Source organism: Frankia sp. Mgl5, assembly GCF_023242985.1.
Classification (GTDB): Bacteria; Actinomycetota; Actinomycetes; order Frankiales; family Frankiaceae; genus Parafrankia; species Parafrankia soli.
In genome coordinates this window covers 16,521-35,256 of record NZ_JALKFY010000805.1, presented here as the reverse complement: position 1 = coordinate 35,256, position 18,736 = coordinate 16,521, and the positions used below count along the sequence as shown (strand labels likewise).

14 protein-coding genes and 1 pseudogene are annotated in these 18,736 nt (G+C 71.7%); 3 read left to right on the top strand and 12 right to left on the bottom strand.

What is annotated here, in order from left to right; translation table 11 throughout:
• Positions 1–195: 195 nt before the first annotated feature.
• Positions 196–438: pseudogene (locus MXD62_RS41050) on the top strand (DUF664 domain-containing protein); the annotation flags it as partial.
• 236 nt (positions 439–674) lie between these two features.
• Complete coding sequence (ppk2, locus tag MXD62_RS29375; RefSeq protein ID WP_112108268.1) at positions 675–1,478, top strand: polyphosphate kinase 2; 804 nt, start codon at positions 675–677, stop codon at positions 1,476–1,478.
• 191 nt (positions 1,479–1,669) lie between these two features.
• Here ppk2 and MXD62_RS29370 read toward each other — a convergent pair whose 3' ends face one another.
• The 3 genes from MXD62_RS29370 to MXD62_RS29360 form a co-directional block, all read right to left on the bottom strand.
• Positions 1,670–3,661 carry a chorismate-binding protein gene (locus MXD62_RS29370; RefSeq protein WP_248832627.1) on the bottom strand — a complete coding sequence of 664 codons (1,992 nt, stop codon included), beginning with the start codon at positions 3,659–3,661 and terminating at the stop codon, positions 1,670–1,672.
• Between the two features lie 251 nt (positions 3,662–3,912).
• Positions 3,913–5,751, bottom strand: coding sequence for an ABC transporter ATP-binding protein (locus tag MXD62_RS29365; protein ID WP_248832626.1), 1,839 nt, complete (start codon positions 5,749–5,751; stop codon positions 3,913–3,915).
• 292 nt (positions 5,752–6,043) lie between these two features.
• Entirely contained in the window at positions 6,044–6,475 is a 432-nt protein-coding gene (locus MXD62_RS29360; protein WP_248832625.1) for a PPOX class F420-dependent oxidoreductase, read from the bottom strand.
• A gap of 334 nt (positions 6,476–6,809) precedes the next feature.
• Here MXD62_RS29360 and MXD62_RS29355 point away from each other — a divergent pair, with 334 nt between their 5' ends.
• Positions 6,810–8,363 carry an alpha/beta hydrolase domain-containing protein gene (locus MXD62_RS29355; RefSeq protein WP_248832624.1) on the top strand — a complete coding sequence of 518 codons (1,554 nt, stop codon included), beginning with the start codon at positions 6,810–6,812 and terminating at the stop codon, positions 8,361–8,363.
• Between the two features lie 108 nt (positions 8,364–8,471).
• Here the strand turns inward: MXD62_RS29355 and MXD62_RS29350 are convergent, their stop codons facing one another.
• From MXD62_RS29350 to MXD62_RS29310, 9 genes are all read right to left on the bottom strand, one after another.
• Positions 8,472–9,518, bottom strand: a complete 1,047-nt coding sequence (locus MXD62_RS29350) for a hypothetical protein (RefSeq protein WP_248832623.1) — start codon at positions 9,516–9,518, stop codon at positions 8,472–8,474.
• A gap of 61 nt (positions 9,519–9,579) precedes the next feature.
• Entirely contained in the window at positions 9,580–10,449 is an 870-nt protein-coding gene (locus MXD62_RS29345; protein WP_248832622.1) for an ABC transporter ATP-binding protein, read from the bottom strand.
• Positions 10,446–11,372, bottom strand: coding sequence for an ABC transporter permease (locus MXD62_RS29340; protein WP_248832621.1), 927 nt, complete (start codon positions 11,370–11,372; stop codon positions 10,446–10,448). The genes MXD62_RS29345 and MXD62_RS29340 overlap by 4 nt, the downstream gene beginning before the upstream one ends.
• Positions 11,369–12,379 (bottom strand): ABC transporter substrate-binding protein, encoded by a 1,011-nt coding sequence (locus MXD62_RS29335; RefSeq protein WP_248832620.1) that lies wholly within the window; start codon positions 12,377–12,379, stop codon positions 11,369–11,371. Before MXD62_RS29335 ends, MXD62_RS29340 begins: the two co-directional genes overlap by 4 nt.
• 312 nt (positions 12,380–12,691) lie before the next feature.
• Positions 12,692–13,231, bottom strand: coding sequence for a hypothetical protein (locus MXD62_RS29330; RefSeq protein WP_248832619.1), 540 nt, complete (start codon positions 13,229–13,231; stop codon positions 12,692–12,694).
• Entirely contained in the window at positions 13,228–13,935 is a 708-nt protein-coding gene (locus MXD62_RS29325) for an ABC transporter ATP-binding protein (RefSeq protein WP_020461396.1), read from the bottom strand. Before MXD62_RS29325 ends, MXD62_RS29330 begins: the two co-directional genes overlap by 4 nt.
• Positions 13,932–14,645, bottom strand: coding sequence for an ABC transporter ATP-binding protein (locus tag MXD62_RS29320; RefSeq protein ID WP_020461395.1), 714 nt, complete (start codon positions 14,643–14,645; stop codon positions 13,932–13,934). The genes MXD62_RS29325 and MXD62_RS29320 overlap by 4 nt, the downstream gene beginning before the upstream one ends.
• A complete protein-coding gene (locus MXD62_RS29315; protein ID WP_248832618.1) occupies positions 14,626–16,740 on the bottom strand; it encodes an ABC transporter permease in 2,115 nt (704 codons plus the stop codon). Before MXD62_RS29315 ends, MXD62_RS29320 begins: the two co-directional genes overlap by 20 nt.
• On the bottom strand, positions 16,741–18,135 hold the full coding sequence (locus MXD62_RS29310) for an ABC transporter substrate-binding protein (RefSeq protein ID WP_248832617.1): 1,395 nt from the start codon (positions 18,133–18,135) through the stop codon (positions 16,741–16,743).
• Positions 18,136–18,736 lie beyond the last annotated feature (601 nt).

The window sequence follows — 18,736 nt, the reverse complement described above, 5'->3', positions numbered from 1 at the left end:
CCCCGCCCCCACCCGCCGCCGAGCCCGGCGAAGGCTCCCCGACCGCCTGTTACCGGCCGCTGCCCGGCTTCCCCGGGACGCGGTGACCGCCCGGGCCGAGCTTCCCCACCTCTACCGAGCTGCAACGGCCGAAGTCCGCCGCGGAACAGGCGCACATCGCGACCGTGTTCGAGCCCTACGCCCGCGCCCGGGCCCATGACCTGCCGACCGCGTCGCGCGAAGGAGCGGTTGGTGGCTGACGAACCGGAGCCGCCCGCCAGGGCTCGCCTCACCTACCTCCAGGACGAACGGGAGCTGCTCGACGGCTGGCTCGAGTTCCACCGGTCGACCCTGTTGACGAAGTGCGACGGGCTGAGCGACGACCTGCGCAGAGCCAGGCCGGTGGCCACGTCGCCGCTGTCCCTGCACGGCCTGGTCTGTCACCTGGCGGAGACCGAGCGGAACTGGTTCAGCCGGATCCTGGAGGCGAAGCCCGGCCTGGGACGGATCTGGTACGACCCGGCGGTCGAGGGCAGTCCGCATCCAGGAGTACGCCCGGCACAACGGCCACGCGGACATGATCCGAGAGCTCCTCGACGGCACCGTAGGTCTTCGACCATCTCTGGTAGCCGCCTCTGGTAACCGCCCGGGTACGGGCGTTGACAGGCCGGGCGCCGCGGCCGACAGTTGCCGCTATGCCCGCCGACGTGACCCCGGAGCGCCTGTCGAGAACGGCCTACGACAAGGAGCTGGCCCGGTTGCAGACCGAACTGGTGCGAATGCAGGAATGGATCGTCCACTCCGGGCGGCGGGTCGCCGTCATCATGGAGGGCCGGGACACCGCCGGCAAGGGCGGCGTCATCAAACGCATCACCGAACGTCTCAACCCCCGCCATTTCCGGGTCGTCGCCCTCGGCACGCCGACCGAGCGGGAACGCACCCAATGGTACTTCCAGCGTTACATCACCCATCTGCCGGCGGGCGGCGAGATCGTGTTCTTCGACCGGAGCTGGTACAACCGCGCCGGGGTGGAACGGGTGATGGGATTCTGCACCGACGAGGAATACGAGGAGTTCCTGCGGACGTGCCCCCAGCTGGAGCGCGCGCTGGTCCGGTCGGGGCTGACCCTGGTCAAGTACTGGCTCTCGCTGAGCGACGCCGAGCAGGAGCGCCGGTTCGCGGACCGGATCAAGAACCCGGAGAAGCGCTGGAAGCTCTCCGACATGGACCTGCAGGCCCGTGCCCACTGGGTCGACTACGCCGAGGCCAAGGACGAGATGTTCGCCTACACCGACATCCGGCAGGCCCCGTGGTACGTGGTCGACGCGGACGACAAGCGCAGCGCCCGGCTGAACCTGATCAGCCACCTGCTGTCGACGGTGCCCTACGAGGCCCTCCCGTACCCCGCCGTCGACCTGCCGCCCCGCCAGGACCGGGCCTACAAGCGCCCGCCGATCGACAGCCAGACCTGGATCCCCCGCCGCTACGTCGTCGAGTGACCAGCCCGACCCGATCGCGGGACGAACCGAAATCCGGGCCCGGGCCCCGGGCCGGGGTCACGAATAGAACTGCTTGTCGTTTAGTGTCCTTCTCGCCGTTTCGAGGGTGAATCGGGCCGGATCCGATTCCGAAACGGCGAGAAGGACGCCAAAAGGGCGAGTAGACGGTGTGGCGTGTGACGGACGCGCGATCAGGCCAGGCGCACGGGAACGAGCAGCAGGTCCGTCAGCAGGTCGCGCAGAACCTCGTGGCCGTCCAGGCTGAGCACCGACTCCGGGTGGAACTGGAGCCCGGCGAAGGTCGGCCCACGCAGCGCGTGCACCGCCTCGTCCCGCCGGTCGTCCGGGTTGCCGGCGGGGTCCCGAACGCCCGCGGGGTCCCGAACGCCCGCGGGGTCGCGGGCGAGTTGGACCACACCGTGGGGGGTGAGGATCTCGTCCTGGTCGAACTCCGCGGTGAACGTGGAGTAGAAACCGACCCGGCGCCGGTGGCCGAACAGGTCGATCTCGCGGGCCAGCCCCTGGTAGGTGGCCTCCCGGCGGCGCAGGCGCAGCCCGAGCAGGCCGGCGAGGAGCTGGTGGCCAAGGCAGATCGCGAGCATCGGCCGCCGCCGCGCCAGCAGGTCGGCCACGACACCGCGCATCGCCGCCATCCGGGGGTCGGCATGCACTGTTGGATCTCCCGGGCCGGGGCCGGGCACCACCAGGTCGAATCGGGCGGTGTCCCCGGCCGAGTGCCACGGCCGCACGGTGACCGTCAGGCCGAGTGCGCGCAGCTGGTGGGCGAGCATCCCCGTGAAGGTGTCCTCGCCGTCGACGACGAGCGCCGACCTGCCTGCCAGCCCGGGGCCGGGGTTCGGCGCCGGGGCGCGTTCCGCCATCCAGAACCGGGCCAGGCCGAGGTTGCGGCCGGCGAGCACGGCGGCGATCTCCGGATCGGCTCCCAGCGGGACGCCCGCGCCGACGGGGGCAGCCACGTCCCTGACGGCGCCCGAGGCCAGGGCCGCGCCGGTGGCGGGCGGGCGCAGGCCCAGGGCTGTGAGCACCCCGGCAGCCTTGGTGTGTGTCTCCGCCGTCTCGCCAGCCGGGGTGGAGTGGCGGACGAGAGTCGCGCCGACCGGCACGCGCAGGTCCCCGCCGGGCGAGATCTCCGCGGTCCGGATCAGGATCGGCGCGTCGAGGGTCTGCGCGCCCGCCTCGTCCCGACCGAGCAGGGCGAGCACGCCGGCGTAGTAGCGCCGGCCGCGGCCCTCGTGCCGGGCGATCACCCGGAACGCGTTCTCCAGCGGGCTGCCGGTGACGGTCGGGGCGAACATCGTCTCGCGCAGCACCTCCCGGACGTCGAGGCGGCCCCGCCCGGCCAGCAGGTACTCGGTGTGGACGAGGTGCGACATCTCCTTGAGGTACGGCCCGAGCACCTGCCCGCCGTGCTCGGCGACCCGGGCCATCATCTTCAGCTCCTCGTCGAGCACCATGAACAGTTCGTCGATCTCCTTGCGGTCGGCCAGGAACCGCAGCAGGGCGTCGCGGTCGGGCCCGGAGGCCGGCAGCCGGTGGGTGCCGGAGATCGGGTTCATCTGCACCAGGCCGGCGTCGACGCTGACGTGGCGTTCCGGGGTGGCCCCGACCAGGATGCGCGTCCCGGTGTGGACGAGGAACGTCCAGTAGGCGCCCCGTTCGCCGGTGAGCAGGCGGCGCAGCGCGGTGAGCGCGGCGGTCAGCGGCGGGCCCGCGATCGAGGCGGTGTAGGTGCGGTGGATGACGAAGTTCGCGCCCTCCCCGCGACCGATCTCGTCGCGGAGCACCTCGCCCACGATCTCGGCGTAACGCTCGTCACCGATGTCGAACCGCCCGCCGGTGGCGGTCACGGCGCCCGCCGGCAGAGCCGCGAGGGCGGCCGGCAGCGGCACCCGCTCGTGCCCGTTGACCCGCAGGCACTCCAGCGGGGCGCCGTCGTCGACGCAGGCGAAGCCGCGTTCGACGATCTGCCGGAACGGCACGAGCGCCAGCGTGCGCGGCCCGGCCGGCCCCGGTGGCAGCGGGATGTCGGCCAGCCGGGAGGCGACCTCGACGTCCCCGGTGAGGACATCGAGATGATCGGCGCCTTCGCGGCGGAGCAGCGCGAACGGGCCGGGGTCCCGGTTTGCCGTGAGCGCGCCGAGCAGGTGGCGGAGCAGTTCCATGGTCGTTTCCTCGGTCGCCGGGCGGTCGCCTGGACTCGGCGATCAGCCCTGCCCCCGGGATGGGAAACAACGGCGGCCGCCGGACAGGGCGGCCGCGGGAGAGATCTACGCGCGGTGGGAGTGGGCCGCCACTGTGACGGGCCACCAGAAGTTCATCCGCGCGAGCATGCGGGGCATGCTAGCCGACGGCGCGGACCCGCGCTCCGCGGTACCACCGCCGAGCGACTGGCGTCCGCGCGCCCACCGGGCCGTCAGGGCATTGGCGCCGCCGGATCCGGCAGGTCGACGAACTGTCGTGCCTGCAGGTTGAACAGCTCCTGGTAGATGCCGGGGCGGGTCATCAGCTCGGCGTGCGTGCCGTCGTCGACGACCAGGCCCTCGTCGAGGACGTAGATGCGGTCGGCGGTGCGCACGCTGGCCAGCCGGTGGGTGATCAGTAGGACCACCCTGTCCCGCCCCTGCTCGCGGATCAGGTCGAAGAGCGCCTGCTCGGCGCGGGCGTCGAGGGCCGCGGACGGCTCGTCCGCGATGAGGAACGGGGCGTCCCGGTAGACCGCCCGCGCGCAGGCGATCCGCTGCCACTGCCCGCCGGAGAGGTCGTGCCCCGAGTTGTACTGCCGGGCCAGCGAGGTGTCGTAGCCATACGGCAGCTTCTCGATCACCTCGGCCGCGCCGGTGGCCGTCGCGGCCGGGATCACGCTGTCCGGGCCGTCCACGGCGAGCCGGTCGATGTTCCCGACGGCGATGTTGAGCCGGGCCGACATCGGCCACTGTGTGTACTGCTGCGGGATCAGACCGACCCGCGCCCGGACGCTGTCCGGGTCGACCTGGGCCAGGTCGACCCCGTCCCAGCTGACCGTCCCCTCGTCCGGTTCGTACAGGCCCGCGAGGATCTTCGCGAGGGTGGACTTGCCGCTGCCGTTGGCGCCGACGAACGCGACGACCTGGCCGCGCCGCAGCTCGACGGTGACCCCGCGCAGCGCCGGGGTGTCGGTGTGCGGGTAGGTGTAGGTGGCGGCGTCGACCCGGACGAGCGCCGGTTCGGCCGGCGCCATGTCGCCGCGTGGCGCCGGTACCCGGCGGGCCGCCTCCGCGATCCACGACCGGTACTCCCCGAAGTACAGGAAGTTCTCGAAGGCGCTGTTCAGGCTGTCGAGCGCCGAGGACAGCGCGCCGCGCCCGTTCCGGATGGCCAGGACCGCCGTACCCGCGGCGGCGAGCGGCATGATCTCGGCGTTGAGCAGGAGGACCAGCGTCACGTACACGGCCCCCAGCGCGAGTCCGGACACGACCTCCCCGGTCAGCCGGTACAGCGCCTGGCCCCGGGCGACGCGCACCTGCTCGGCCTCGTTCTCCCGGGCCAGCGCGATGTACTCGTCCAGCAGGAAGCGGTTCAGGCCGAACGAGCGGATCTCCGCGGAGCAGTCCCGGTCGGTCATGTGGTTGCGCAGCATGAACTGACGCCGGATCTTGCGGATGCGCCCGAGCCAGGAGGCGTGCGCCAGCCGCGCCGAACGCGCCGTCGCCCAGCCGTCCGGCAGAATCGAGAGCACCAGCAGCGGCAGCAGGAGCGGGTGCAACACACCCAGGACGCTGCCGGCGGCGACCATCTGCACCCCCGAGGTGAACACGTTGACCGCGTTGTCGACGAGCTGACGCCCGCTGGCGGCACCCCGCTCGGCCGCATCAAGATCGTCGACGAACCGGGGGTCGTCGAAGGACATCACGGACGTCCGGGTGGCCAGGTCGAGTAGCCGCACGATCGAGACGCGGTCGACTCTGGGCCCGAAGCGGCTCTGCAGGAGGCTGGTGACCAGGGAGATCGCCGTCCGGACGACGCCGGCGCCGACGACGAGGACCAGCGCGGGAATCGCGTCGTGCAGCCGCTGCGGGGTCGGCCCCTCGCTGAGCACCGCCGTCAGCGCGCCGGCGACGGCGAGCAGGCCGGCGGCCTCGACCAACCCGGACAGAACTCGCAGGCCGACCATGGTGACCAGACCGATCCGGTCGGCCTCCCAGGCCAGCGACCAGGCCAGCCGGAGCAGCCCTGGCAGCCGCCGGGTCATCGCGAGCACGCCGGTCCGTTCCATTGTCCGGTCGTGCCGGCTCCATGGGCGTGGGGTGTCGTCGTCCTCCCTTCCATAGGTCAGTACCGGGTCACGGGCCTGCTCCGGTGCGCCGGTCCCCGGATCGGGCCCCTCGGGCGGTCGGGATCGGGCCTCTCGCTGCGCCGGAACGAGACTGATGGCGTCGGGATCTCGGTCCACCGGCACAGCCTGAGCCGCGAGGCGGCGATCCGCCCCGCCTTTGAAGGGGATTTGCTACCTGAGTGATCAGGGCCCGCTCCCACGCCAGGGGGCGGCCGGGCCTGTGCGGCGGGAGTCAGCCGAGGCGTTGTCCGTACACGCGTTCGACTGTCATCGCCATGAGCACCCTGCGTTCGGAGACCATGACCGAGCGGTACTCATGCCAGTCCGGATGCTCTCCGGCGGCGGCCCGGTAGTAGTTCACCAGTGCCTCGACCTCGGGGCCGCGCGGGTCCGCTCCCGGCCCGGTGAGGGTCACCGGGCCCTCCGCGGTCGCCCACGACCAGCCGTCGGGGCTCGTGACCTCCAGCGCGGCCCACGGATTCCGTCGCAGGTTTGCCGTCTTGGCCCGTCCCTCGGTCATGGACACGTAGAGGACACCGGACTGCCTCTCGTAGAACGGCAGGACGGGCGACAGCTGCGGACGGCCGTCCGATCTGATCGTGGCCAGGACACCGAGCCGGCTCTGCGCGAGCAGCGCGTGCGGGTCGAACGGTGAGTCGGTCATGTACTGGCAAAACCGCGACCGGAGGTCCTCTGTTCCAGGCGAGTCGGGCGCCGAGCGGGGTCATCGTCCCGTGCGCTGTGGCATCCGGCTCCTCGACAACCCCGACGCCGATTTCGACCTGTTGGCCCTCGCCGGCCCGGGTCATTCTCCGCGCCGAAGGCGAGCCTTTCCCCGCGCAACGAAAAGCCCGCGAACACCGGCGGTGGAGTGGAAAGGACGCCGTCGAGAAATGGCACTTCGGTGCCAGCCATCGGATGAGCCCGGGACCTCGGATCAGGTTGACGCAAGAATTGCCGTCTCCCATCTCAGGACGGAAAATCGGTGGAGGTTTCACATGCCCTTTCCACGATTACCGGGCAGGCGCGTCACCGCGCTGCTCGCCGCGGCGGCCTGCATGTCCGCGGTGCTCGCGGTCTGCGGCCCGGCCGCGACCGCGGCGCCCGGGGCGGGCGCCGGAGCGGGCGCCACCGCGTCCCCGACGATCACCGTGCCGGCGGCCGGTAGTCACGGCTTCCCGTTCCAGGCGGAGGATCCGGCGCTCCTCGCCACCAAGGGGTATGTGGAGCGGGAGTTCCTGTTCGGCGGCACGGCCACCGCCTACAACAGGAACGGCACGTTCGGCTCGGATGGCAGATGGCAGGTGACACCGGGCACGCAGGCCCCGTACCAGAGTCGGATGCTGGTCCGTTACCCGTCGGACCCGGCGAAGTTCAACGGGACCGTCCTGGTCGAGTGGTTCAACGTCAGCGGCGGCATCGACGCGCAGGCGGACTGGACGACCATGCGCGAGGAGATCCTGCGTTCCGGCTACGCCTACGTCGGCGTCTCCGCCCAGCAGCTCGGCGTCAACGCGACGGGGGACTACCCCGGCCTCAAGGCCTGGGACCAGGCCCGGTACGGGACCCTCAACCACCCCGGCGACCAGTACTCGTACGACATCTTCTCGCAGGCGGCGCAGGCGCTGCGCACCCCGGACGGGCCGAACCCGCTCGGGAAACTCAGGTTCACGAAGCTGCTCGGCGTGGGTGAGTCGCAGTCCGCGATGCGCCTGACGACCTACGTCAACGCGGTGGCTCCGGTGGCCCGGGTGTACGACGGCTATCTCATCCACAGCAACATGGCGGCACCGCCCCCGCTGAACGCCGACCCGGCGGAGACGATGCCCAATCCGACCCTCATCCGCACCGATCTGAGGGTGCCGACCTTCGTCGTGCTGACCGAGACCGACATGACGTTCCATGTGACCGCCCGGCAGCCGGACTCGGCGACCGTGCACACCTGGGAACTCGCCGGCACCTCCCATGCCGACCAGTGGCTTCTCACCACCGGGCAGCCCGTGTACGAGCGCATGTTCGGCAAGCCCGTTCCGTCCCGGGACTGCGGGGCCGGCACGGCGCCGATCAACGACGGCCCGGCGCACTACTCCCTGAACGCCGCCCTGTCGGCCGTGAACCGGTGGATGCGGGGCGGGCCCGCGCCGGCCACCGGCGCGCTCCTCACCATGCAGGGCAACGCGCCGGTCCGTGACCCGGCCACCGGGCTGGCCCGCGGTGGCATCCGGCTTCCGGACGTGACGGTGCCCACCAGGACCCTGACCGGACAGCGCTACGCCGAGGGTGCCGCGGCGCTGTTCTGCGGCCTGTTCGGCGCGACCGACCCGTGGAACGGCGACGCCGATCCCTGGGACCGGCACAACGCGGGCGACCCGTCGAACCCGACCGCGCCGCAGACCGCGGAGCCCGTGCTTCGCCAGCTCTACCCGACCCACACCGACTACGTGAACAAGGTGCGGGCGGCGGCCTGGACGTCGGTGTTCCGCGGGTTCCTGACACCCGCTGACGCCAGGACCATCGTCACCGCGGCGCAGAACTCCGCTGTCGGCGGCTGACCGAGCCAGCGACAGTCGGAGCCCGACCCGCGGGCCATCTACGGGCCGCCTCCGGCGCCGTCGACTCCCGGCCGAACCCGGGCCCGGCGGCGCCGGAGGTGGCCGTGGTCACCGGGCGACCGTGTCGCTCACGCTGGAGCGTTCCATCATGCCGTTCGCGGTCTCGTCGTCCCAGGTGTAGCGGGAGATGGCCTGCTGCAGGTTCAGGCGCTGGGAGCCGATGTCCGCGCCCATCACCGCGAAGGTCGACAGGAGCGACTCGCCGTGGATCGTCGCCGTCCGGCCGTCCTCGGTCTCGAGGGTGACGGAGACGTCCTCGCCGGTGGGCCGCAGCTCGCGCAGCCAGGGCGCGTCGACGACCCGGGCCGGGATGAGCGCGCCGTCGCCCTCGAAGAGGAAGCCCTCGTTGAAGGTCGGCTTGCCGTCGGCCCGCGGCGGGTAGAGGCACACGCCGAACGCGCGCCCGCTCGGGAACAGCGCCGACTGCCAGACGTGCCCGCGGAAGGTGGCGAGCCGGCGAATGCCCGCGCGACGGATCCGCAGGCCGCCGCCGTTGAGCTCGTGGACCTCGTCGTCGACCCGCAGGTGGCCGGTCACCCGGGAGAGCTGCTCGAAGCGGGGGCCGCCCATCAGGTCGCCCTCCTCCTGGGTGGCGAGGACCCGACCGGCCTCCTCGAGGAGCGAGCCGTTCTCCCACGGCGGCACCGCGGGCCTGATGTCCAGTTCGAGGGACACCTCGACCGTCGGCCCGCCGGTGACGCCACGCTTCCAGCCGCCGATCTGATCCTCGGCGGAGGTCACCACGGCGGGGCCCTCCAGCCGCATCCTCCAGTGCCGGTAGGGCTCGACCAGCTCGAAGGACAGCGGCCCCGCGCCCAGGACGCGGGCCTTCCCGTCCGCGCCCAGCGGGTCGTGCACCTTCCTGGGGCCGTACATGTTGAGCACCCGGCCGCCGGCGAACGCGATGTTCACCTGGATGTCGTGGGTGTCCCACTGGTCCGCGGGGGCCTCGATGCCGATCCGGGGTAACCCGAACTCGACGCCGTCGTCCCACACCCACGCGTTGACCGACTCGCGCATGTCCGGGTTGTCGGGCTGGGCGGGGAACACGTACTCGCGGTCGTCGCTCAGACCGCCGGTCAGGTCGATCACCATGGTGTCTCCTCCACATCTCGGTCGGCCGGGCGCCCACGCGCCCGCGCCGCGGAACAGGTAGTCAGGTAGTAAAGCCCGGGGGCTCCCGGGCATCCACAGGCTTGCCGTTCTCGGTCGTGCCGGGGATCGGGCCCTCGGCCTGCCGCGACTCGTGGACGCCCAGCTCCTCGAGCAGCAGGCGGCGGGCCTGCGCGAAACCCGCGTCGCCCACGGCGCGCGGGCGGGGCAGGCCGATCGGCCGGTCGAGCGAGATCCGGCCGTCGGTCAGCACGACGGCGCGGTCGGCGAGGACGACGGCCTCGTCGACATCGTGGGTGACCAGGAGCACGGCCGGCCGGTGCCGGGCGCAGAGCTCGCCGATGAGCTCGCGCATCCTGATCCGGGTGAGCGCGTCCAGCGCGGCGAACGGTTCGTCGAGCAGAAGCAGCCGCGGCTCGCGCACCAGTGCCCGGGCCAGCGCGACCCGCTGGGCCTGGCCGCCGGAGAGCGTGGACGGCCAGGCGTCCGCCCATTCGGCCAGCCCGACCTCGGCGAGGGCGGCGCGGGCCGCCTCGCGCGCGCCGCGACCACCCCGCTGCCCGACGACGACGTTGCGCCAGACCTTCTGCGACGGCACCAGCCGGGGCTCCTGGAAGACGACGGTGCGGGTGGGCGGCACCCAGACCGCGCCGTCGTCGGCGGCCTCGAGGCCGGCGAGGATGCGCAGCAGTGTGGTCTTGCCGCTGCCGCTGGCACCGAGCAGCGCCACGAACTCGCCGGCGTGGATGGCGAGATCCACCCCGTCGAGCACCGGGCGTTCGAAGGTCTTACGGGCCGCCCGGACCTGTACGGCCAGCTCACCGCCGGGCGGCGGGCCGGTGTCCGCACCGGCCTGCGCGCCGGTGTCCGGGCGTGGCGGCGCCGCCGGGTCCGCGCTCGTCGAGCGGCTCATCGGACGGCCAGGCCGCGGTGCCACGGCATCAGCAGACGTTCGAGCACCCGGACCACCAGGTCCGACAGGAGCCCGAGCACGGCGTAGATGGCCAGCACCACCACCAGGACGTCGACCTGCTGCATCGACTGCGCCTGGTACATGAGGTAGCCGAGGCCGGCGCTGGAGTTGATCTGCTCGGCGGCGATGAGCGCGAGGACGGAGATCCCGAGGCAGTACCGCAGCCCGGTGAGGATCGACGGCAGCGCCAGCGGAATGATCACTGTGAGCACGAGCCGGGCCCCGCGCAGGCCGAACACCTCCATGGCCTCGATGAGCCGGCGGTCCACGTTGCGGACGCCGTTGTAGGTGTTCAGGTACATCGGGAACAGCGTGGCGAGCGAGATCAGCAGCACCTTCGACAGGTCGCCGATGCCGAGCCAGACGATGAACAGCGGCACGACCGCCAGGAAGGGAATGGTCCGCAGCATCTGCAGCACCGCGTCGAGCAGCTCCTCGCCGATCCGCCACAGGCCGGCGACGACACCGAACAGCAAACCGGCCGCTGCCCCGAACAGCGCCCCGCGCAGGGCCAGGCCGAGCGACACCGACACCTGGTGGAACAGCTTGTCCTCGCGCACCAGGTCACCGAAGGTCTCGACCATCCGCGGGGGTGAGACGAGAACGTCGGACGAGATCCAGCCCGCCTCGGTGCCCCACCACCACAGGCCGAACAGGATGAGGGGCAGCAGAGCGCGCAGCGCCAGTGACGCCCCGCGCCCGTGCGCGTGCCGCCGTGACGCCCGCGGGCGGACGAGTCCGGGCACCGGCGGCAGGTCCGCCCCGGCGCCTGGAGCGGCGGCCGCCCCGGCCGGACCAGGCCCCCCGCCGGCCAGGTCGGGCGCCCCGGCGCGGGACGCACCCGAGGGCAGCAGGTCGGTCATGACGGACCAGGCCGGCCCTGGGCCACCGCGTTGACGATCGGGTTGTAACGGTCGTCGAAGACCGTCGACGTGTCGATCTTCGCCTTCAGCACGCCCTGGTCGGCGAAGAAGTCCGCCTCGCGCTGGTGGGTGTCCGTGACCGTCCTGTCGATCGGCACGTAGTGCAGGGGCGCGAGGTCGATGATCGCGCGGGCGACGGTGTCGTCCACCTTGTAGGTGGGCTTCACGATCGCGATGGCGGCGTCCGGGTGGGCGTTGTACCAGTCCTGCGCCCGGGTGAGCCGGCCGAGGAAGTCACCGATGGCATCGCTGAGGCCGGGATCGGAGAGAGCGCCGTTCCGTGCGACCAGGTAGTTGACTCCGGGCAGCACACCCGCGCCGGTCATCAGGACCCGGTCGGTCCCCCTGGCCAGGGTCATCGCCAGGGGCGGTCCCCCACTGGCGATGACGTCGATGTCGCCGCGGTCGTAGGCGGCCTGCGCGCCCTGCTGGAGGTTCACCAGCTTCACGTCGTCGGTCGTGAGGCCGCCCTTCTCCAGCGCCTTCGCGACCAGGTACTGCGACACCGTGCCCTGGCTGTTGAGGATCGTCGCGCCGCGCAGGTCCGCGACGGACCGGATCGGCGAGTCCTTCTTCACGACCAGCGCGAAGTTCGACTTCGCCGGGTCGACGATCCGGGCGGCCCCGACGACCGTCACCGGGCTGTGCGCGGCCTGGGCGAACACCACCGGGGTCTCGCCCATCACCCCGAGGTCGACGTCCCCGCCGGTCTGCGCCGCGATCACCGTGGGGCCACCGCCCTGGAACTGGCTCCACTCGATCTTGTACGGTGCGTCGTCCAGCTCGCCGGAGGCCTCCAGCACGGAGCGGACCCCGTTGATCTGGTCACCGAAACGCAGTGTGACACCGGAGAGGTCGTTCGCCGCCGCCGCGGCCGTACCCGGCGCCGGGTCGCTCCCGCCGCAGGCCGCCGCGAGCAGCCCGGCCAGGGCGAGGGGAACAACCACCAGCAGCCGTCGGGACCGGCGTCCGGTCGGACGGCCGATCATGAGGACTCGTAGCGGAACGGACGGCGCGGGCGTAGCGTCACGGCCCGCGGGCAGTCGGCCCTCATCCCCCACGCGACCCCCTCGGCACCGGCTACACGAGCGCGCACCATTTCCCCCATCTCCGGTCGGCAAGCTTTGACGGCAGCATAATGTCATGAATATGGGTGGGTCCGCAATGGCGGAAGGCCTGGCCAGACGGCTCCGGGAACGCGAAAAGGCTTGCGGCCAACGACGATGTCGTTGGCCGCAAGCCTTTTCAGGACCGCCAGGTCAGGTCGAGACGGACTCCTTCGTCGCCGGCTCCGCGGCCGGCGCCGCCGTCTCGGAGGCCGCTGCCTCGGGCGTCTCCACCGGCGCCTCGGCGGCGGCGGGCTGCTCCGCGGCGGGCTCGGCCGCCGAGGTGGCGACCGCACCGTTCGCGGCAGCCGCGGCAGCCGGGGCCGCCGGGGCCGCCGGGGCGGTGACGGCCTCGACCCCGGCCAGCCGGTCGCCGAGCTGAGCGAGGTCGTAGGACTGGCGGGCCATCCAGAACCGGAGGAAGCCGGTCAGGGAGTAGCGCAGGAACAGCGCCGCCCCCACCACGCTCGCGACCACGCCGCCCAGGCCGAGCGCGAGGGCGTCGCGCTGGACGAGCGGGTCCCGGGTGCCGTGCGACATCGCGTACGCCGTCACGCCGAGAGCGGCGCCGACCACCATGAACGCCACCCCGAGCCGTACCCACAGCTGAGGCCGGCCGGCCGCCGGGTCGGGGATCTTCAACTCCCCGAGCTCGCGGACGAAGCGGTCCGCGCGCGCGTCAGTGGACGTCATGTGGAACTCCCCAGATAGAGGGCGGATAGTTCGGCGCGCAACTCGCTGTCGGGGGCGCCCTGGCGTTCGACCCGTCCACGCACCAGTACCGCCGCGTGGTCGGCGATACCGAGAACCGCGGCGGCGAACTGCTCCACCACCAGGACGGCGACGCCCTGCTGGGCGATCTCGGCCACCTGCTCGTAGAGACGGGCGACCACCAGCGGGGCCAGCCCCATGGACAGCTCGTCGAGGAGCAGGACGGCGGGGTCGGTAGCCAGCCCCCGGGCGAGGGCGAGCATCTGCTGCTCCCCGCCCGACATGCTTCCCGCGGCCTGGTTGGCGCGCTTCGCGAGGATGGGGAACCGCGCGAACGCGATCTCCTCGATCTGCTCCCGGGAACGACCGGTGAAGGTCATCATCAGGAGGTTGTCCCGGACGGACAGGTTCGGGAAAACCCCGCGCCCCTCCGGGATGAGGCAGACCCCCGCGCGCGCCAGATCGCGGGGGTTCGCTCCGGTCATGTCGCGCCCGCCCAGCAGCAGCCGGCCCGACTCGGCCCGGTGCGTGCCGGCCGCGACTTTCAGCGTGGTCGTCTTGCCCGCGCCGTTCGGCCCGAGCAGGGCTACCACCTGACCCGCCGCGACACTCAGGCTCACGCCGTGCAGGACGGTGATCTTCCCGTAGGCGGCGCGGACGTCCCGCAGTTCCAGGAGAGGTGTCATGCCGCGTCTCCCAGGTAGGCGGCCAGGACGAGCTCGTCGCGCCGGATCTCCTCCGGAGAGCCGGCGGCGATGACCTTGCCCAGGTCGAGCACGTACAGGTCGTCGCACACGCTCATGACCAGATCCATGTCGTGTTCGACGATGACCACGGTGGTCCCGTCGGCGGCGAGCGAGCGCAGCAGGTCGGCGAAGCGCTCGGTCTCCTCGGCGTCCTGCCCGGCGGCGGGCTCGTCGAGCAGGAGGAGCTTCGGCCGGACCGTCAGCGCCCGGGCCACCTCCACCAGCCGGGCGACGCCCGTCGGCAGCGTGTCGGCGGAGGTGTCCGCGATGCCGGTCAGGCCGAGCCTGTCCAGTACCTCGGGGACCAGGGTCGCCGCGTTGCGGCGCTCCGGGCCCAGCTCCGCGGCGACGAGGAGGTTGTCTCGCACGCTCAGCCGGCCGAACAGCTCCAGCCGCTGGAACGTCCGGGCCAGCCCGTGCTTGCTGCGCCGTGACGGGCCCAGCCGGGTGACGTCGTGGCCGTCGATGAACACCTGCCCGGACGACGGCCGGCGCAGCCCGGAGATCACGTCGAACAGCGTGCTCTTGCCGGCCCCGTTGGGCCCGATCAGCCCGGTGACCCGCCCCTTCTCGGCCGCGATGGCGACGCCGTCGAGGGCGCGAACGCCCCCGAAGGCGACCGTCACGTTCTTAACCTCCAGCAATGCCACGGGCCAGCACCTCCTCGTCCTCGCGACGCCAGGCCCGGCGCACGCCCCACCATTCGACGGGGACGTCCGACTCGACGGGCTTCGCCTCCCGGACCTGCGCGTAGGTCTGGGCCGCGACAATCAGGACCAGTGCCAGGCTGAAGGTCAGCCAGCCGTCGAGCACGTCGCCGAGCTGGAGAACCCAGAGCACGACGAGCGCGCCGATGAGCCCGGCCAGGACGGGCTTGTTCCGGCCGAGCGGCTCGGCGCCGGCGCGCATCTCCGGGACGGCGCCGTCGGGGTTCCGCGCGAGCCCGAGCCCGGCGAGGCCGGGCAGCACCGAGGTGATGTTCTGCGCGAACGTCCCCGCCGCGGAGATCACCGGGAACGATCCGCCCAGCGCGGCCCCCGAGAACAGGCCGTTGCCCACCGAGGTGAGGCCGCCGATCACGGCGATCAGGAACAGCGGCAGGCCGGCGACGAGACCGAACTGCTCGGCGGTGACCGACCGCTGCTGCATGCCGTACAGTGCCCCGCCGAGGCCCGCGATGCCCGCGGACATCGCGAAGACCGCCACCTTGGACCGCAGCAGGTTGCCACCGAGGGTGGCGTAGGCCGCCTCGCTGTCCCGCAGCGCGATGAGCTGACGACCGAACCTGCCACGGCGCAACCACGCCACCGCCAGGGTGGTGAGCGCGAGCCAGACCGCGGAGAACACCATCAGCTCGGAGCCACTGTCCAGATGCCAGCCGAACAGCGACGGCCCGGACACGTCGACCGTTCCCCCGTCGTACAGCGAGATCTTCGCCCCGAACAGGTCGAACGCGGGAAGGGTGAAGATCCACCGGTCGAGGATGACCGCGAAGGCCGCCGTACCCAGCGCCAGGTACACGCCGGAGAGCCGCAGTGCCGGTAGCGCGACCAGCGCACCGGCCGCCCCCGAGATCACCACGGTGGCCGCGAGCGCCCAGATCCCGCCGTCGGCACCCATGTGCGCCCAGACCGCGGCGCCGATGCCGGCCATGCTGAGCTGGCACAGCGAGATCTGCCCGGCGTAACCCGCGAGCGGGACGTAGGACAGCGCGATCACACCGAACGAGAAGATCTGCCCGTAGGTGATCAGGTCACCCTCGCCCAGTACCGAGGCCAGCACGATCCCGAACACCACGATCGCCCCGGCGAACACGAGGGTCCCCCGCACCGACGGGACCGCGACCGGGCGTGCCTTCGTGTCCCGGCCGCGCAGCCGCCGGTGCGGGAACACCAGCAGCGCCAGGAACAGCAGCAGCGCGGGTGCCGCGAGCCGCAGCCCTGGCAGGTAGTCGTTGCTCGGGAGGTACCCGGTCAGATAGCTCTCCAGGCACCCGACGACGACCGCGCCGAGGAAGGTCAGCGGCAGGCTGCGCAGCCGCCCGAAGATGGCCGCCGTGTAGGCGCTGACGATCAGCAGCGAGAGCTGGCCGGCGTCCAGCGAGACCGACGGCGCGATCAGGATGCCGCCGATCGCCGCCAGCTGGGTGCCGAGGATCCAGGCGACCTGGTTCGAGCGGACCGGGTTGGCGCCGGTGAGGCCCACCAGCGCCCGGTCGTCGACACTCGCCCGCATCTCCGCGCCGATGCGCGTCCCGTAGAGCAGGACGCGCAGGCCGACCGCGACCGCCACCGCGACGATCATCGTCAGGGCCTGGTGCCAGGTGATCGTGGCGGGCCCGATGTCGATCGCGGCGCGGTCGGCGAAGAAGGTCGGCAGCGACCGCGCCTCGTTCGGGTCCCAGATCCACCGGGCGACCGCGATGAGACCGCTCAGCATCGCGACCGTCATCACCAGGCGTTCGGCCTCGCCCAGGCCCTGGACCGGCCGGAGCACCACCCGTTCGACCAGGAGGCCGAAACCGGGCGCGAGCACGGCCAGTACCAGGACCAGCGCGATCGGTACCGGCAGCCCCCAGCCCTCGGTGAGCTGCCAGTACACGAACGCGGCCATCATGCCCGCGGCACCGTGCGCGAAGTTGAACACGCCGGTGGTGGTGTAGGTGAGCACCAGACCGCTGCCGATGATGGCGTAGATCGCGGCGGTGCTCAGCCCCACTATCCCGAAGGTGAACAGCTGTTCCATTTACTTGAGGTCGCTCAGGCTCTTGCCGACGCTGGCCAGGGTCAGCGGTGTGCCGTACGAGCCGGTGTACTTGACGGAGGGCGCGTCGCAGCGGAAGACACCGGTGTCGGCGTCGAAGTCCGCGGGCTTCCAGCCGTCCGCGCTGGCCTGCACGACGTTGAAGCACTTCAGCGGCGCGTCGGCCTTGGTGATGTCGACCGAGGCCTGCAGGCCACCGGCCGTCCACTTGGTCTGCTCACGCGCCGTGTCGTAGAGGCACTTGCGGGTGAGGTCGTCGCCGCACTCCTTGGCCGACTCGGCGAACAGCAGCCAGGACGAGAAGGCGCGCAGCGCGGGGAAGGTGATCTCCGCGTCGGGCGCGTACTTCTTGTAGAGGTCCAGGACCTGCTTGACGGCGGGGACCTCGTCGGCGACCTCGAGGGGCGCGACTCCGCTGAGGTCGGCCAGGTTGTTCTGGTCCTTGATGGCGTCGCCCGCGAGCTCCACGAACGCCGATCCGTAGGCGTTGCTGTTGGCGTCGATCCAGTCGAGCTTGTAGTCGATCGACGACAGCACCTGCTCGAGCTTCGCGAGGCTGCGGAAGTCGCCCTGGAAGACCAAGCCCTTCACGCCCTTGCTCTTCAGCGCCTGCGCGTAGGGGGTCCAGTCCGAGACGCCGGCCGCCGGGTAGAGGTCGTTGTAGGCGACCGTCCCGCCGGCCTTCTGCACGGCCTCGACGGTCTGGTCACCGATGGTCTTGGTCACCGGGGAGTCACCGGCGATGATGCCGACCGCGCCGGCGGAGGCCGGGTAGGCCTCCTTCAGCAGCCAGTTGAAGTAACCGGCGTAACGGATGTAGGAGTGCCCGGCGCCGATCGCGTCGATCTGCAGGTCCGAGCCGATGTTCTCCGGCTGGCTCGTCTGCGCGGGGATGTCCGGCAGCAGGCACTTGAGCCGCTCTTCGACCCCACCGGCGTCGAGGGCGCTGCCCCCGCCGACGATCGCGAAGTCGTCGCGGCAGGACTCGATCATCCGCTGCCGGACCTCGAAGATCTTCGAGTCGCGCAGGTTGTAGGAGATCTTGCGACCGTTGATGCCGCCGGCCTCGTTACACCAGGAGGTGAACACCTTGGCGGCGTCATCGAACTCGGAGTTCTTGGTGAAGCCGACGTCACTGAAGACACCGACGTTGATCTCGCTCGCGGTCACGCCCTGAGCGGGCGCGCCCTTCGGGTCGCCGGTGCCACAGACGTCCTTCAGGTCACCGAAGTCACCCGCTGCGGCGGCCGTGGACCCCTGGGTGGCGGGAGTGTCCTCACTCCCTAATTCGCCGCCCGAGTCGCGGCCACATCCTGCGACGAAGACGGTCACCGCTGCGAGGGCAGCGACGGCCGCGACAGTTCTACGGGGTCTCACGGATCTCCTCCTCTTGCTATCCCGACCGGCCGCATCGCCTGGATGCGACCTGGTCGCCCGGGTCCTACCTGGGCGGCCGGACAACGCGGATCAACCGAGTCCGGTCGGGCTGGGCATGCTGGAGCAACCGAATCGCTGCCGGAAACCGGCGAGCACGCACCGCGGGAACCACGACGGAACACCGGCCAGCCACGGGACGACACAGCGTGCCCGCGACTCGCGGATGACCGTTTCGCCTTACCGAGAACAGCGTTGCCGCTGTCGGCCGGCGATCAGGCCGCGGGACCGACGGAGCCAGGAGGACGAGGCCACTGGTTCCGCTCCCCGCCGGCCCGTGGGTCGGGGGTGACATTCGCGTTTCCGATTCTTCTCGCGCGCCGCGACGGTGCCCCGAACCTCATCGCCACAGCGGTTTCGGCGCAGCGCTGCGAGCGCTGCCAGCCCTGCCCCGGCCGATCATGATGAGGTAAGTGTCACTGTCAGTTTCCGGAAGGCTCCTTCTCGGTGCGAGGAAACTATCGGCTCCGCTCGCGAGAATCAAACTCACCCGATGGGTCTGAGCGGCGGCCGAGGCGGCCTGTGGGCCCACCCCACCGGACGG